The following is a 17,218-nucleotide window of genomic DNA, read 5'->3' as shown; positions in this document are numbered from 1 at the left end:
GTGTACAGTTTACAATGTACAGTGGATAGTTGATAGTTGAGAGTTGAGAGTTGAAAATCTAAAAAATTTAACTATACACTATAAACTATAAATTATGAACTAATATATACTCATCACTAGTCACTAGTCACTGTTGCTATTTTAACCACTCCTGCACCAATAACTCCTCCTAACAACAACCCTTCTCCTACACGCAACAACGAAACTACAACTGGCGTATGCAGGTGGGCAAAAGTATTTAACATATTAATCGGACCTATCAGCCCTGGTACTACTAACCAACTTAGCTTTTTCTGGTGTAGAGAAGTAGCAATTCCAGCCACTAATAAGGGATGACCAATTAAAAAAGATTTAAACCGCGGTCTGACTGGCAATCCTCTCTCTAAGAGACTTCTAAACCACTCTTCTAGCGAACTAACACCTATTAGTGATCTATTTCCTGTCCTACCTAGATAGATTACCATTGCTCCTACAACTACTACCGCTAGCAATACTTCCTGGCGCGAGACAGCTTGCTTAAGAAGCTTCTCTAAATGCTTCCTTAACTGATGCCAACTAGAATACTGGAGATAGAAATAATAGATTCCGCCAGCTAATAAAGGCAGTAGAAAAGCTAATTTAACTCCGCGAAACCTTCTAATCTGTAATAAATAACTAGTCTCAGCTAATAAGGCATGGATTAGTAACCCACCAGCTACTGTCACTAATCCTACCTGACAGAATAACCAACTGGTACTTAGTTGCTTTTTCAGCTGGAGATTGATTAAGACCAGAACCAAGCAAGGAATTAATAAAGCAGTACCTAAGGCAAATAACTCCTGGACTAGTTGCTGGTCTACTACAAAGGGCAGAACTAGTCCACTAATCAAGATACCAACGAGAACTAATCTATTACTAATCCCTAATAACTCCACTACTAGAGCCAATAAAGCACTTACTCCTAGCCAGAGCATAATCTGCCAGTAAATCTGAGGCTGTAAGTGCTGATAAGGCTGAGCCCTCTCTAGCTGATAGCCTGCTTGTTGTAACCTAGCACTCAACTTTGTAACTAATTTTTCTGTCTGCTTTGACGTTGGATAAGGTTTGAGATATAAACTTCTGACTCCTCGTTCCTGAACTGCTTTACTATACCGATTAACTACTTCTTCAACTGCCAGCGACTCTAACTCCTGCTGATCAATACTATGTACCCGGACAGCTTGATAATCCAGTAAACTAGCTAAAGAATGAGCCCCCTGTTGATAAGCAATAAAAGGCTCTAAGAGCCCTAAAGTAATCCCTTGCTCCTCCAAACTAGCAGCTGTCTCTTCCAATCTAGTAGGATAACCAACTACCTGTTGCCCACTAAAGATAATCTGGTTAACTGCTGGCAACTGGGCTATTAACTTAGGCAACTCTCGCGGACTAGTTTGACTACTGATTCTAGGAATCACGTCCCAGTCTTGCTTTAGCTGCTCTAAAACTGAAAGCACTAATAAAGGTTGATTAACTAATTCTTTAACCAAGTCCTGATTCTTAACCACTAACAACTGCTCCTGTAACTCCAGCTGAGTTGGCCCTAATCTGAGCTCCAAAGCCTGCTGTAGCCCCCTTAATAATTTATCCGGAGCACTAATATACAGATAATCAGACTTAAACTGCTGGTCAGTTAATACCTGTAACTCGTGGCCCGAATAATAGGCTACTTTTCCTCTTGCAGCCAACTCCTGGAGACTTTGGCCCCTAACAGCTAATGTCTGCAATCCTGTCTGCTGTAGCTGGGGCAATAATGATAACTGATCTACCTGGGCTAATGAATTATAATCCATTATCAATTCTACACTACGATTAGCTGTTTCCACTTGATATTTATTAACGACTACTACTCCAGCACTGACTAACGCACTAATCAGTAATAATACTAATAACTTACGCATTGAGTTCCTCCAAGAATTTTCTTTCACCTTTAGCATAAGGAACTCACTAACTAATTATTCATTTAATAGTCGTAATTGATTCTTCTCTAGTTTAACTTCCTCCACCTGCAGAGGCAAAGGTAACTTACTAAGATCAAATTTAAACTGCAATTTATTCTTTAACTCCTCAATTGCTTCTGTAGGTACCAAAATATTCTCTACAGCTAATTTATCCGATTTAAAAACAATCTGTTGGCTAGAAGCCACTGCAAAGTGACCAGCTAATTGGAGGTTAACCTGGGCATCAAAAAAACTAAGCAGTCCGGTAATCAACACCTTATCAGAAGTAACATCTACTTTAAAATTCTCAAAAATCTTAAGTTCTGGCCTTGTCTGTAAGTAACTGCTTAAACTTTCCTCACTAATTACTAAATCAAGATAAGTAGTCTCTCCTTCTACTATCTGCCACCCTTGGTCAGTCTCAGTCGCTTTTAAATCACTAAAAGTAGCTTGTAGACTATCTAAAGTAAGTTTCTGATCTGTTAATTTCCGTCCAGTTAACTCCAACTTATCAATCCGACCAAGTAAGATCTTAAGGGCAGGCAAAGCAGCTACTTCTGCTTCTAATTCTTCTACATTATCTAATTCAGCTTTAATTCCTGTCTCTAATTTATTAGCAAATAAATGAGGTATTAGCAACTGAGCAGCCAAAATAAGAACTACCAGACTAATTAGCCCCCCTACTTTAACTGACTGTTTCATGACCCATCCCACCTTATAATAAAATAGCTAATAATATTCCACCTACTAAACCAATTACTACTCCTAAAGTAGACTGGAAACCATACTTAGTACTATAAGCACTAGGTAATAACTCACGCACAATAATATATAACATTCCTCCCCCAGCAAAACCTAGATTAAGAGTTAAAATCCCAGGCGAGATAAAACCTAATAAAGCACCTAAGAAAGCTCCTAGCCCCATAGGAATTCCTGGTAACATAGCCAAAACTAGAATCTTAACTGGAGACCAGCCCCCAGCATTCATCGGAGTAGCTAAAGCTAATCCTTCAGGTAGATTATGGAGCGCAATAACTAAAGCTAAACTTAAGCCTAATTCAGCTTCTGCTACACAACCAGCCCCAATAGCTAACCCTTCGGGGAAATTATGGAGCGCAATCCCTAATCCTAATAAGATACCAGTCTCAATATAAGCTACATCCTGGCTGTCAGTCTTAATATAACCAGCTAGCAGACTTAATACTAGCCAACCAGCTAATAAACCACCACTAGTATAAACTAAATTACTATGTTCTACTGCTTCCGGCACTAAATCAAAGAGGACTACCGATAACATAACTCCACTAGCAATTCCTAACATCAGACTAATAGAGCGGTCTCTAGGCCGCCGCCAAAAGAAAGTGACTGCTCCGCCTAACCCTGTTCCTAGCACTCCAGCTAACAGACCAATTGTTGTAATTGAAGCCAGTTCAGACATACTTTCACCTCACAATTATCAATTCTCAATTGTAAATTATAAAATAAAAGCCCTCGCCTATAACAGACGAGGAAGACTCACATTAATTTATGTCTCATCTAAAAGATTTATTCTTCTTTTAAGTAGGCCTCAATCAACTTATCTACCTCTCCATTCATCACCTGTTCTATCTTACCAGTCTCAAAATCAGTTCTATGGTCTTTAATCATCTGGTAGGGATGGAAGACATAAGAACGAATCTGATTCCCCCAAGCTATTTCTTTATGCTCCCCCTGGATTTCTTCTAATTTTTCTGCTTGCTTTTCCTGCAGATAATCAAACAATTTTGATTTTAAAATCTTCATTGCTCCCTGCTTATTTTTATGCTGCGAACGTTCATTTTGACACTGGGCTACCATTCCTGTTGGCAAGTGGGTAATCCGGACAGCAGAATCAGTAGTATTGACATGTTGGCCCCCAGCTCCACTAGCTCGATAAGTCTCAATCTTTAAGTCATTTTCTTTAATATCAATCTCAATATCATTATCCAACTCAGGCATGACATCAACAGAAGCAAAAGAAGTATGGCGCCGACTAGAAGAATCAAAAGGAGAAATCCTGACTAATCTATGGACTCCTTTTTCTGATTTAAGATAACCATAAGCATAAGCCCCCTTAATCTGAATAGTGGCACTTTTAATTCCCGCTTCTTCGCTAGGAATCAACTCTAAAGTCTCTAACTCATAGTCATGCTCTTCCGCCCACCGGGTATACATTCTCAATAACATCTCAGCCCAATCCTGAGAATCAACTCCGCCAGCGCCGGGATTAATAGAAACTAAAGCATTATTAGCATCATACTCTCCTGAGAGTAGAACCTTTAGTTCCATCTCTTCTATAGCAGCTACTAAATCTTGACTCCGTTCCTTGACTTCTGCTATTACTTCCTGGTCATCCTCAGCAGTAGCTAATTCAAGCAAAACTTCTAACTCTTCCTGCTCAGCAACTAAATCATCAAAACCAGTAATCTTATCTTCTAAAGCACTAGCCTGTTTACTGACCTTTTGAGCTCGTTGGTTATCATCCCAAAAACCAGGCTGGGACATTTCTTCTTTTAATTTTTCGTGTTTAGCTACTAATTCGTCGTAGTCAAAGAGACCTCCTTAATTCTTTTAGTTGTTCTCCAATCTTAGCTAACTTAGCTGTTAAATCTTTCATCTAATCACCTCGCATATATGATTTACAGTTTACAATTAAAAGCAGTCCTCTGCTATCTGTACCTGGATTTTGAGTTTTACTTAACTTGACTCATGGCACATGACACACAGCACATAGCACACGACTAACAGCTATTATCTGTTATACCCACCATACTTATCTGTATTAATACAACATTTTTTATACTTCTTACCACTACCACAGGGACAAGGGTCATTACGACCAGGTTCTTCTTGTTTAGTAATTGGATCGGTAGTTGCTTCTTCAGCGGATTGGTCATCTGCCTGAGCTGTCTGTTGTTGCTGAGTTGGCTGACTTTGCTCCTCAGCTAAGTCATAAGCAGTAACCTCTGAACCATGATTATAATCCAGATTTTCTCTAGTCTCAGGAGTTGCTTCACCTTCTACTACCTCAATAGCAAATAAGTACTGGATAATCTCCTCTCTAATCCACTCGTTCATCTGTTTAAACATATCAAAGGCTTCAAATTTATACTCATTTAGTGGATCACGTTGACCATAAGCTCGGAGACCAATTCCCTGGCGCAGATCATCCATTGCTTGCAAGTGATCCATCCATTTATCATCAATTACTTTTAGCATAACTATCTTTTCTAACTCCTCTAATCCTTCTGCTCCTAATTCTTCCTTTTTCTCCTGGTAGGCAGCCTGAAAGATAGCTACTAACTTCTCTTGTAGTTCTTCTCGTCTGAGTCCTGCTAACTCCTCAACATCTATAGTAACTTTCTTTAACATCTGTTCTACATAATCTGTTAGTCCAGCTAAATCCCAATCCTGGGGATGGTCATCTTCGTCAATATAATCCTCTATAATATCAGCTAACCAGTCTTCTCCTATTTCAGTCACAATCTCTGCTAGATCATCTCCTAATAGGATTTTCCGCCGGCGACTATAAATAGCTTCTCGTTGTTTGTGGAGTACTTCATCATATTCTAAAATATTCTTTCGGATATCAAAGTTACGACTTTCTACCTTCTGTTGTGCATTGGATAAAGATTTATTAATTAACTTATGCTCAATTGGTTGGTCTTCATCAACACCTAACGTCCCCATAATATCGGAGATCTTATCGGAACCAAAGAGCCGCATCAAGTCATCTTCTAGGGAAACATAAAAGCGAGAAGAACCAGGATCTCCTTGCCGACCAGACCGACCACGTAACTGATTATCTATTCGTCGGCTTTCATGACGTTCAGTACCAATCACATGCAACCCGCCTAAGTCAACTACTCCTTCTCCTAGCACAATATCTGTTCCTCGACCAGCCATATTAGTAGCAATTGTAACTGCTCCTTGTTGGCCCGCTCGTTTAATAATCTCTGCTTCTCGTTCATGATGCTTAGCATTTAATACTTCATGAGGAATATGCTCTTGCTTTAACATCCGACTTAATTTTTCTGATTTCTCAATAGAGACAGTCCCCACTAAGACAGGCTGACCACGTTGGTGTCTGTCTTTAATATCTCGGACTACAGCTCTGAATTTAGCCTCTTCTGTTTTATAAATCACATCAGGTTGATCCTCGCGAATGACTGGTTCATTAGTAGGTACAACTACTACATCCAAATCATAAATTTCTTCAAATTCTTCCGCTTCAGTAGCCGCAGTACCAGTCATCCCGGATAAAGTATCATACATTCTAAAGAAATTCTGAAAAGTAATACTAGCTAAGGTCTGACTTTCTCGTTTGATCTTAACTCCTTCTTTAGCCTCAATCGCCTGGTGTAATCCCTCCCCAAACCGACGCCCTGACATAATCCGGCCGGTAAACTCATCAACAATATGGACTCCCCCATCTTTTACAATGTAATCTTCATCGCGGTGCATTAATTCTTTGGCTTTCAGGGCCTGATTAATATGGTGTAGCTCATCCATATGCTGATTATCGTATAGATTCTCTATTTTTAAGATATCCTCTACTCGATCAATCCCTACTTCAGTCAACATCACTGACTGAGCTTTCTCATCTATCTCATAGTCCTGTTCTTTGTTTAATCTGCTAGCTATCTTAGCAAATCTATAGTATACCTGCGGCGACTCTTGAGCTGGGCCAGAGATAATCAATGGTGTCCTTGCTTCGTCAATCAGGATACTATCTACCTCATCTAAGATGGCAAACTCTAACTCGCCTTGGACTAACTTCTCTTGCTCAGTAGCCATATTATCGCGAAGATAATCAAAACCAAACTGATTATTAGTCCCGTAGAGAATATCAGATTGGTAAGCTTCTCGCCGTTGTTGACTATCCATATCCTCTGAAATAACACCAACATCTAGACCTAGGAATCTATAAATTTGGCCCATCCATTCACTGTCACGTTCAGCTAAATAATCATTAACAGTGATAATATGTACATTTCGACCTGCTACTGCATTAAGGTAGGCTGGCAAAGTAGCTGCTAATGTCTTTCCTTCCCCAGTCTTCATCTCTGCAATTCGACCTTGGTGTAAGACAAGTCCTCCTAGAACCTGCACATCATAATGACGCATTCCTGTTGTTCTCTGCGAAGCTTCTCGCACTACAGCAAAAGCTTCCGGCAATATATCTTCCATTGTTGCTCCGTTATCTAATTCTGCTCTAAATTCTTCTGTCTTAGCACGTAATTCTTGATCAGATAACTGACTAATCTCGTCTTCCCAACTATTGACTTTATCAACTATCGGTCTTAATTTCTTTAATTTCTTTTCATTAGGATCAGGAAACAATTTCTTTAAAAATCCAAACATAACTTCACCCCTTAATTTCTAATACATCACAAGCTAACCAATATTAATTATATCATCAATTACAATAATTACAAAATTAAAATTCAATTTATAATTTAGAATTGATAATTGACAATTAAACCCCTTTAAAACCTTTATAAATCAATAGATCATACGCTTTTGATTTATAATTGTTAATTGTCAATTAAATTTCTAGCCCACTAAAAAAAGACTAGCCCTCAGGCTAGCCCCACTTAACTAGATTAAAATGTCGGTTCAATTAAGCCATAATCCCCATCTCGTCTTTTATAAACTACATTTACTTCCTCAGTCTCAGCATTAGAGAAAACAAAGAAATCATGGTCTAATAAATCCATCTGCATCACTGCTTCTTTAACCGGCATTGGCTTCATAGCAAACTGCTTAGTTCGAACTATATTCGGTTCTTCTTCTTTCTTCTCTTCTTCTTCCTGGCGAGATTGGAGTACATTCTTTTTTAATTCTTTCTTTTCTTTTCTTAACTTCCGATGAATCTTAGTTTTATATTTTCGTACTTGGCGTTCTAATTTTTCAATCACTCCATCAATAGAAGCATACATATCTCCTGTCTTCTTTTCGGCTCGTAAAATCAAACCATCAACAAAAATAGTAACCTCTACAATATGTCCTTCTTTCTTTACATCTAGAGAAACCTGGGCTTCAATTTCAGTATCGTCATTAGTATCAAAATACTTTTCAATCTTACCTACTTTCTCCTCCACATAATTTCTTAGAGCATCAGTAATATCAATATTTTTACCTCGTAGCATAATTTTCATTATATAATCAACCCCTTCCAATAAAGAGTAAAAAACTAACCAAAATTAGAATTTAAATTCCTTATCTATTAGTTCTACATCAAACTATTAATTCCTGCCGAATGTTACAAAAAATAATAAAAGCCTCGGAAACTAATCCGAGGCTTACCAGCCGTAATCTATATTTACTATAGCTTAACGACGTCTTCAGCTTGAGGTCCACGATCTCCCTCAACTACTTCAAATTCTACTGCTTGGCCATCTTCTAAAGTCTTGAAACCTTCTTCTTCAATTGCAGAGAAGTGAACGAATACATCGTCTCCTTCTTCGCGCTCAATAAATCCATAACCTTTTTTCTCGTCAAACCACTTAACATTACCTTGTTCTTTCATTATACACATTCCTCCTAATAATAAGTAAATCTTTTGTGACAATTTCTTGCCAATTCATTCTGTATATAGTCTAACACATTATTAGCATCTTGTCAAGAAAAGTTCTATAAGATCTTTCCTAAAAACTCTTGCGTTCTCTTTTCTTCTGGATTAGAGAATAACTTTTGCGGCTCTGCTGCTTCCACTATTACTCCTTGATCCATAAATAAAACACGATCTCCTACTTCGCGGGCAAAACCCATCTCGTGTGTAACTACTGCCATAGTCATACCTTCCTGAGCTAAATCCCGCATAACCTCTAGTACATCGCCTACCATTTCTGGGTCAAGAGCAGAAGTTGGCTCATCAAATAACATCACTTTAGGCTGCATTGCTAAAGCCCGAGCAATAGCAATCCGTTGCTTTTGGCCACCTGATAACTGGCTAGGATAAGTATCTGCTTTATCCTGCAGACCAACTTCGGCTAATAAATCATAGGCTATCTCGGTAGCTTCTTCCTCAGATAAACCTTTTACTTTCATCGGGGAGAGGATTATATTACCTAAAGACGTCTTGTGAGGAAAGAGATTAAAGTGTTGAAAAACCATCCCTGTTTCCTGGCGGATCTGGTTAATATCTGCTGTAGGAGCATTAATAACTTCCCCATCAATCTTAATCTCTCCTGCTGTTGGTTCCTCTAAGCGATTCAAACAACGTAAGAAAGTACTCTTCCCGGAACCACTAGGGCCAATCACAACAACAACTTCCCCTTGTTCAATCTCTTCATCGATCCCTCGTAATACTTCTAAATCACCAAAACTTTTGTGTAAGTTTTCTACTGTAATCATTGCTACTCACCTTTCTCCTCAATTAATAGTTAAAGATTATGCCTACCAGTCCCGCCCCTAGTAAATATAATATAGGATGTTGATCGAATCTATTTAGCAAATACAACAGGATAATAAATAGTAGACTCCCTTTCAGGCTAAATAACAACTCACCACTACCTACCTTAAAAGCTACAAAGCCAATCAAGCCTGCCACTGCTGGTCGAATCCCACTTAAGGCACCTCTGACAACTGGATGCTGATTAAACTTAATAAAATACCGCGCGATTACTAAAATAATAATTACTGAAGGAGTAGCTAAACCAATCGGAGCTACTAGTCCACCTACCAAATCAGCAGTATCATAGCCGACAAAAGTAGCTACATTAATCCCGATTGGCCCGGGAGTTGATTCAGCAATAGCAATCATATCTAATAACTGTTGATTAGTAATCCACCCGTATTTCTCTATTACCTGTTGGAGTAATGGTAGAGTAGCCAAGCCACCACCAATTGAAAATAAACCTATCTTAAAGAACTCCCAGTATAATAACAGATAAATCATTCTCTATCAGGCTCCTGATCCGCAAGAGCCTTATCGCGTCGGATAACTCCTATCAGTCCAGCAGCAAGGATTACAATAATTGGAGAAATACCTACTCCAGCTAATAATAAAAAAGATCCCCCAAAAAGAATAACCCCTAGATAATCCTGGACTGAATGGTCCCACATCTGAATTACTACATCAACTATTAAAGCCACTACCCCAATCTTAATCCCGCGAAAAGCCTGTTGGACCAGCTGATAATCTTGGAATTGATGAAAAAAGATAGCTATAGTTATAATCACTACTAAAGAAGGAAGAACCATACCTGTCGTAGCCACTAAAGCCCCTCGCACTCCCCTAAGTTTATAACCGATTAAAGTAGCTGTATTGATAGCAATAATACCAGGAGTACACTGACCAATAGCATAATAATCAAGAATTTCTTCTTCAGTAGCCCACTCTCTTTCAGTTACAAGTTCCTGTTGGATCATCGGCAACATGGCATAACCGCCGCCAAAGGTAAAGCCTCCAATCCGCAAAAAAATAAGAAATAACTGACCTAAATTCTGCAAGCTATCACCTCTTAAAGTCTAACTACTAGCACTCAATTTTCTCTCGGCTAGATTAACTAACCGCGTCATAATAAAGGTCATTATAAAGTATAAAATAGCTACTAAAGCAAAGATTAAAAAGGACTCATAATTTCTACTGATAATCACTCGTCCCTGACGAGTCAGGTCTTTAACAGCAATTACTGAGACTAGAGAAGAGTCCTTCAGTAAAGCAATAAACTCATTACCTAATGGCGGAATAATCCGTTTAAAAGCCTGAGGTAAGATAACATATCTCATTGCCTCAAAATAGGACATCCCTAACGACCGAGCTGCTTCCATCTGGCCGGTATTAATAGCATTAATTCCCGATCGGACGATCTCACCTACATAAGCTCCACTATTTAAGCCTAAACCTAATACCGCAGCAAAATAGGGACTTAATTCGACTCCTAGACTAGGTAACCCAAAATACAATAAAAATAACTGGACTAATAAAGGCGTCCCCCGAAAGAATTCAATATACACCTTAGCTAGATTACGCGACAACTTATTTCGCCAAGCTCGCGCTAAACCTAATACTGTACCTAAAATAACTCCCATTAAGACTCCTAATGTCGTTAACTTAACAGTTACGCCTGCCCCTTTAAGTAGTATTGGTAGGGCATTCTTGGCTATTTCTAGTTTGTTGGCCCACATTTGTTACTTCACTCCTTGTTTATTAGTTTACAGTGTACAGTTTACAATTTACAATTTACAATTTACAATTAAAATCAACTAATCTTTTAAGCTGTGTGTTGTGTGCGGATGCTTTTTATCACGAAAAGTTTCTGTGAAACTTGTAGGACCAGCCAATTCAATTTCTTATATATAAATAATAAAAATCCACCGGAGATAATTATACATCACTTTGTGTAGTTATGCAAACAATATCAGGTTAAGATTAAGGCTAAGGTTAAGAAAAATCTAGGCCCCTAAATAGAAAAAGAAGAGCAGATAACCACTCTCCTCTCCTAATAATTTAAATTACTTAAACCATTTGTCGTAAATTTCATCATAAGTACCATTCTCTTTAATCTTTTGTAAAGCCTGATTAGCCTTTTCTAGTAACTTATCATCACCTTTTTTAAAGGCTATACCATACTTCTCAGTAGTAAATGGCTCATCTGCCATCTTTACTTCTGGATTCTGGTCAATATAAGCCTTAGTTACTGGCTTATCATTAACTACAGCATCTATTCGGCCATTCTTTAACTCGATATAAGCCTGAGTAATCTTTTCGTAACGCTTAATTTCTTTGATTTCATCCTCCATCTTACTTACTTCTAGATCACCTGTAGTACCTAACTGGACTGCTACTGTCTTACCTGCTAAGTCCTCTGGCTGTTGGATCTGGTCTTCATCCTCAGTAACTGCAATTACCTGCCCTACATCAAAATAAGGATCAGAAAAGTTAACTGCTTTTTGTCTCTTCTCAGTAATCGTCATTGCCGAAGCAACTGCATCGTACTTATCAGTCTTTAAGCCAGGAATCAAACCATCAAAAGCAGTATCCTTTATTTTTAACTCCACACCTAACTCATCAGCAACAGCTTTTAGAATATCAACATCAAAACCTACAATTTGATTATCCTCATTAGGAAACTCAAAAGGTTTATAATCAGCACTCAATCCTACTACTAATTCGCCTTTATCTTGTACCTGCGACCAAGTCGTCTCCTGTTGTCCACATCCTGCAACTACTAACATAGCAATTAATAAAGAAAATAAAATTATTTTTTTCATTATTAGTCCCCCTAACGTTTATCATCTTATAAATAATTATACATGATTTATAATAATTATTCAAGGGAAATAAAAAATTTAGGTTAGGTATCAGCTATCAGCCATCTGAATAAGAAGTTAGTTTTTGAATTTAAAGATTTTGAATCGGCTGATAGCATATAGCAGAGAGCTGATAGCTATGTAGTCTTACTCCAACTCTTCGTTCTCCTTCTCTAACCTATATAATTCCTTTAGAGTAGGTTGTAATTGATTTATCTTCTCCAGATCACTATTATTAACAATATTTAATTTATCTATCTGTTTAATATCAAACTCCAGATCAAGATCAGCAATCTGATCTCGCAATTCTCGCTTCTGCTGATCAATCTCAGTAGTATCCTGTCCTTCTTTAAGTAGTTCTTGCTTCTCTTTTGTTAATTCCAATATTTCTTGGTATAACTCAACTTCTTCCTCTAATGCTGAGACCATATCTTCCACCATGTTTATCCCTCACTATCTTTTTTCCTTAATTATAAGTTATTTTACTCAATTTATCAACTTTATTAAAATTGAGAAACTAAATTCATAATATTACTAGACATTTTATTTATTTGAGCTAACATTGCCTGACCGGTTTGTGCTAAAACTCTTCGTTTAGTTAATTCCATCATTTGATTTGCCATATCAGCATCTTTTATTCGAGAATTAGATTCTGATAAATTAGTTCTATAATTAGCTACATTTTGACTAGTATGGTCTAGACGATTCTGATAAGAACCTATTTTGGCTCTGGCTGTACTAACTTTTTGGTTTGCTTCATTTATAATTTCTAGAGATTTTTGAATTTCCTCTTCGGATGCTGATGTCACTTTAGGCAAATCATCTAATCCCAGTTCTTCTGAAGTTAAATTATCTATTTCTGCCCATAAGTGATTAGACTCATCTGCCTTAGCATCATCCTGAACAACAAAGTTTGCCTCAGTTCTCTGTTTTCCCTGAGCATCAATTTCTTCTACATTGAAATCTTTCCAGTTGAAGTCGATATTAACCTCATCTAGATCAAGCCAGGATGTTCCATGGCCATACTTAGCCCTTTTACTTGCTTCTTCTGTTGGGTTAAGACTGACTTCACTTCTTCCTTTAGAATAATTAACCATCCACATATCACTACTACCATAATTACTGTCCACATCTCCATCTGAAGATGTCGTTCCTCCACTAATCATATAGTTACCCTCAGAAATTTCCTCTACAGAATTAGCTTTATCATTTCCGCTACCTCCTAATAAGTCCTGCCATTCTAAATTACCATCTTTATCAATTTTAGCAAGCAGCAGATCATCTCCACCTTGATTAGAATTATTGGGGATATCAGTAGAATCACTCTGACCTGCTATAATATATCCGCCATCCATTGTCTGTTGAATATGATTGGCCTCTTCATCACCACTGCCGCCGATACCTATTGTGGAAGTATCCCATTCTTTGGTTCCGGTTTCATTCAACTTGATGGCATATACATCCTTATCCCCAGCATCTGTAACCTGAGTTCCTGAAACTATATAACCCCCATCATCAGTCTGCTGGATATTTCCTGCCGTTTCATCATTATCTCCACCAAAGTTCTTTTCCCAATCTTTGCTTCCATTATCATTTAATTTTCTGATCCAAACATCTGTATCTCCATCTACTGTCTCTTTAGTTGCAGACAGAATATAGCCGTCTTCATCACTTTCAGTTACACTAACTCCCTCTTCATCCAGCTTATTTTCTTTTATTTTTTGTTCCCAGCTTATATCACCTGAGGAATCTAGTTTAAGAACCAATGCATCCTTATCTCCATCATTAGAAGTCTTAGTTCCTGATAGAATATATCCGCCATCACTAGTCTCTTGAACATTACCTACCCAGTCATCACCACCGCCAAAGTCATGTTGCCAATTCTTACTTCCATCTACAGAATCAACATTAAGAATCGTCATATCTTCATCGCCGTCAGCAGAAGTTTTAGTTCCAGAAATGATATAATTTCCATTATTATCTTCTTTGATATCAGATGCCTCAAATCCATCATAAGTCTGGCTCCACTTTTCAGTACCGTCACTATTTAATTTAGCAGCCCACAGCTGATCATTTTTAGTTCCAGAGATAATATAATCGCCACTATTGTCCTCTTCAATTTCTAAATTACTTATCTCTTCCTGAGAATATTTATCTCCTACTAACTGTTCCCATTCTTTATTACCGTCAGCATCTAACTTAATGATAGTACCATCTTGATCACCAAAGTTACTAGTCTTACTTCCAGCTACTATATAGCCTCCATCACTAGTCTGGCGAATACTACTAGCTGAATCATCCTTATTATCTAATCCATTCTCCCAACTTTTATTTCCAGCAGCATCGAGTTTAATCATAACCTTATTATCCTCATCATCTACTCCCGATAGAATATATCCATCAGTAGTCTTTTTCAGATCAATTCCTTGATTAAAATTCTTATCACTAAAGGTTTTATTCCATTTTTCTGTTCCATCTTCAGCAAACTTAGCTGCCCAGGCTTCTTTATCATTATCATATATAGATTCTCTAGTTCCCGCAATAATATATTCATCATTAGCTTCATCAACACTGATATCTGTAAATCGATCTTCTATCGCTCCACCTAAGTTTTTTTGCCAGTCAATACTCTTATCTCCATTTAACTTGATAACCCAGCCATCCCGATCAGTATCTGCCTTTTTGCTGTCTAGATCATGGTCATCAGATTCAGTCTCACCGGCTATCAGATATCCACCATCACTAGTCTGCTTAATACTATTTGCTGCATCATGTTCACTACCACCAAAGTTCTTTTGCCAATCTAGACTTAAATCATCCTGTAATCCAGCTGCCCAAACATCACTGCTGCCGTAATTATTACTCAGATCTCCATCACTAGATTTACTTTCACCTGCTACTAAGTAACCATTACTAGTCTCTTGAATACTATTTATTTGATCAAAGCTGCTACCACCAAAAGTAGAAGTATTTGTAGTATCCAAATTGCTATCTAACTTAGCTACCCAGCCTTCTTTATTTCCACTCTCATCTTTTCTTCCTGATAATGCATAGCCTCCACTACTTAATTTCTGCACATCCGTTATCTTTTCTACATCACCACTATCTGTTATATCTTTTTTAGTAGTAACCTGTCCATCTGGATCTAATTTAGCAGTCCATCTCTTACCAGTGTCGGTAGATTTCCCAGTTGCTAAGTAGCCGTTGCTAGTTTCCTTAAGATTATTAATCTGATCATCACTACCTCCAATAGTAGTTTCCCATTGAAAAGCTCCACGTGCATTAAACTTAATAGCTGAATTATCTTTACTATTATCATCAGGATTAGTTACTAGATAGCCATTATCACTAGTTACTGTAACTTCCGTTCCTTCATCTCCATTTCCGCCAAAACCCTGGTTAAAGGTATCCCATCGTTTAGTTCCATCTTCCTTTAATTTTACTGCTGCTATATCTGTATCTTCATTATTGGAAGTAGTAGTTCCAGAAACAATATACTCATCATTATCAGTTACTTCTATACTAACTCCTTCATCAAAATTACCTAGATTATCCAATGACTTTTTCCACACCTGATCTCCATCAGCCTCTGTTTTAGCAATCATCATATCACTACCACTACCGCTGCCTTCTCGGCCAGCAAAAACATACCCACCACCAGATAATTCCTGAACACTTTCTACACTATCACCACTATAGTTTTTATGCCATTCTTGCTCACCATTACTATCCAATTTATACATACCAGCTGTTCCAGAATTATTATTACTTCCAGCTACTATATATCCGTTATCATCTGTCTGTTTAATATCATTAACCTCATCAAATAGATCACCATGGTCTAAATACTTCTCCCATTGGAATTCACCATTCTGATCTAACTTCATTAATAACATATCATCATCTTTATCAGTAGAATCAGAATCACCCGCTAAGATATATCCGCCGTCCTGAGTAGGATAGACACTCTTCCCTTTGTCTTTGCCACCGCCAAAAGGCTTAGGCCAATCAGATTTCACATCTCCATCTGCACTTAACTTTGCTACTGAAATATCTTTATCTCCATCAGTAGAAGTTTTAGTCCCAGAGATTATCAGATCGCCACTGTTAGTCTCCTGAACTGTACTCCCCTCATCAAAGTCACTGCCCCCTAAAGTAGTTTGCCACTTTATATTCTTATCTTTATCGAGCTTTACAGCCCACATGTCACTATCAGAATTAGACTTCTCATTCTTTAAATCTTCATCGGTTGATTCAGTTCGTCCAAGTACTACATAGCCTCCATCACTAGTATTAGTAATATCCTGAGCATTATCATATGAACTGCCGCCTAGATTCTTCTCCCACTTTATAGGATCCTGAGTAATAGTTTTAGTAGCCAACAGTTTATCATCATGCTTAACATCAATTTTGACTTTTTCTTCAGATAACTTTGTGAAATTAAAATCCACCATAAAATCTCCAATTTCAACCTGACGAGTTACCGTAGTTCCATCATCAAGTACATTTAAATTATGATCAGACTCTCCTGCCACCTTTTCTTCCTTCTGACTAAAAGTACCATCAATCAGCGGCATACCGTTAAACTTCGTCTCATTAGCAATTCTGCCGGCTTTAGACCTTAATTCTTCAAGTTCAGTCTGAACACTCTCTTTATCTTGCTCACTTAACGTATCGTTAGCTCCCTGAATAGTAAGCTCTTTCATGCGGTGGAGAATATCCTGAATACTATCCATTGCTCCTTCGGCAGTCTGTAATAGAGAAGTTCCATTCTGAATATTCTCCTGTGCCTGCTGTAAACCATCTATCTCAGCTCTCATCTTTTGAGAAATTGCCATACCTGCTGCATCATCTGCTGCGGTTTCGATTCTCTTTCCGGAAGATAATTTCTTTAATGATTTAGTGCGTTTTTTATCATTCTTTCTTAATTGATTTAAAGCTTTAAGAGCATTTGCATTATTTAATACTCTCAAATTCATCCTCTC

The 17,218-nt window shown here is 37.8% G+C and carries 14 protein-coding genes; all 14 read right to left on the bottom strand.

Going from position 1 to position 17,218, the window contains the following annotated elements:
- Positions 1 to 116: 116 nt before the first annotated feature.
- On the bottom strand, positions 117 to 1,916 hold the full coding sequence (locus tag ACYQ3D_RS06990) for a DUF5693 family protein (RefSeq protein WP_459837371.1): 1,800 nt from the start codon (positions 1,914 to 1,916) through the stop codon (positions 117 to 119).
- A 54-nt stretch (positions 1,917 to 1,970) separates the two neighbouring features.
- Positions 1,971 to 2,657, bottom strand: a complete 687-nt coding sequence (locus tag ACYQ3D_RS06985; RefSeq protein ID WP_459837370.1) for an LmeA family phospholipid-binding protein — start codon at positions 2,655 to 2,657, stop codon at positions 1,971 to 1,973.
- 13 nt (positions 2,658 to 2,670) lie between these two features.
- Entirely contained in the window at positions 2,671 to 3,393 is a 723-nt protein-coding gene (locus ACYQ3D_RS06980; protein WP_459837369.1) for a ZIP family metal transporter, read from the bottom strand.
- A gap of 107 nt (positions 3,394 to 3,500) precedes the next feature.
- A protein-coding gene (prfB, locus tag ACYQ3D_RS06975; RefSeq protein WP_459837368.1) for a peptide chain release factor 2 occupies positions 3,501 to 4,590 on the bottom strand; the annotation gives its coding sequence in 2 pieces (ribosomal slippage) (positions 3,501 to 4,523 and positions 4,525 to 4,590; 1,089 coding nt in all).
- Between the two features lie 134 nt (positions 4,591 to 4,724).
- The gene (secA, locus tag ACYQ3D_RS06970) at positions 4,725 to 7,337 is read right to left on the bottom strand and encodes a preprotein translocase subunit SecA (protein ID WP_459837367.1); all 2,613 of its coding nucleotides are present in this window, start codon (positions 7,335 to 7,337) and stop codon (positions 4,725 to 4,727) included.
- A gap of 242 nt (positions 7,338 to 7,579) precedes the next feature.
- Positions 7,580 to 8,134 carry a ribosome hibernation-promoting factor, HPF/YfiA family gene (gene hpf, locus ACYQ3D_RS06965; RefSeq protein WP_459837366.1) on the bottom strand — a complete coding sequence of 185 codons (555 nt, stop codon included), beginning with the start codon at positions 8,132 to 8,134 and terminating at the stop codon, positions 7,580 to 7,582.
- A gap of 167 nt (positions 8,135 to 8,301) precedes the next feature.
- The gene (locus ACYQ3D_RS06960; protein ID WP_459837482.1) at positions 8,302 to 8,505 is read right to left on the bottom strand and encodes a cold-shock protein; all 204 of its coding nucleotides are present in this window, start codon (positions 8,503 to 8,505) and stop codon (positions 8,302 to 8,304) included.
- A 104-nt stretch (positions 8,506 to 8,609) separates the two neighbouring features.
- Positions 8,610 to 9,332, bottom strand: a complete 723-nt coding sequence (locus ACYQ3D_RS06955; RefSeq protein ID WP_459837365.1) for an amino acid ABC transporter ATP-binding protein — start codon at positions 9,330 to 9,332, stop codon at positions 8,610 to 8,612.
- A gap of 22 nt (positions 9,333 to 9,354) precedes the next feature.
- A complete protein-coding gene (locus ACYQ3D_RS06950; protein WP_459837363.1) occupies positions 9,355 to 9,876 on the bottom strand; it encodes a chromate transporter in 522 nt (173 codons plus the stop codon).
- Positions 9,873 to 10,430 carry a chromate transporter gene (locus tag ACYQ3D_RS06945; protein ID WP_459837362.1) on the bottom strand — a complete coding sequence of 186 codons (558 nt, stop codon included), beginning with the start codon at positions 10,428 to 10,430 and terminating at the stop codon, positions 9,873 to 9,875. Before ACYQ3D_RS06945 ends, ACYQ3D_RS06950 begins: the two co-directional genes overlap by 4 nt.
- An 18-nt stretch (positions 10,431 to 10,448) precedes the next feature.
- A complete protein-coding gene (gene ehuC, locus ACYQ3D_RS06940) occupies positions 10,449 to 11,108 on the bottom strand; it encodes an ectoine/hydroxyectoine ABC transporter permease subunit EhuC (RefSeq protein WP_459837360.1) in 660 nt (219 codons plus the stop codon).
- 327 nt (positions 11,109 to 11,435) lie between these two features.
- Positions 11,436 to 12,194: a basic amino acid ABC transporter substrate-binding protein gene (locus tag ACYQ3D_RS06935; protein ID WP_459837359.1), complete on the bottom strand. Its 759-nt coding sequence runs from the start codon at positions 12,192 to 12,194 to the stop codon at positions 11,436 to 11,438.
- 186 nt (positions 12,195 to 12,380) lie between these two features.
- A complete protein-coding gene (locus tag ACYQ3D_RS06930) occupies positions 12,381 to 12,674 on the bottom strand; it encodes a flagellar biosynthesis protein FlgN (RefSeq protein ID WP_459837357.1) in 294 nt (97 codons plus the stop codon).
- A gap of 62 nt (positions 12,675 to 12,736) precedes the next feature.
- Positions 12,737 to 17,212 (bottom strand): flagellin N-terminal helical domain-containing protein, encoded by a 4,476-nt coding sequence (locus ACYQ3D_RS06925; RefSeq protein ID WP_459837355.1) that lies wholly within the window; start codon positions 17,210 to 17,212, stop codon positions 12,737 to 12,739.
- Positions 17,213 to 17,218 lie beyond the last annotated feature (6 nt).

It is taken from the genome of Halanaerobaculum tunisiense (assembly GCF_054657635.1).
This window is presented reverse-complemented; position numbering and strand designations above follow the sequence as displayed.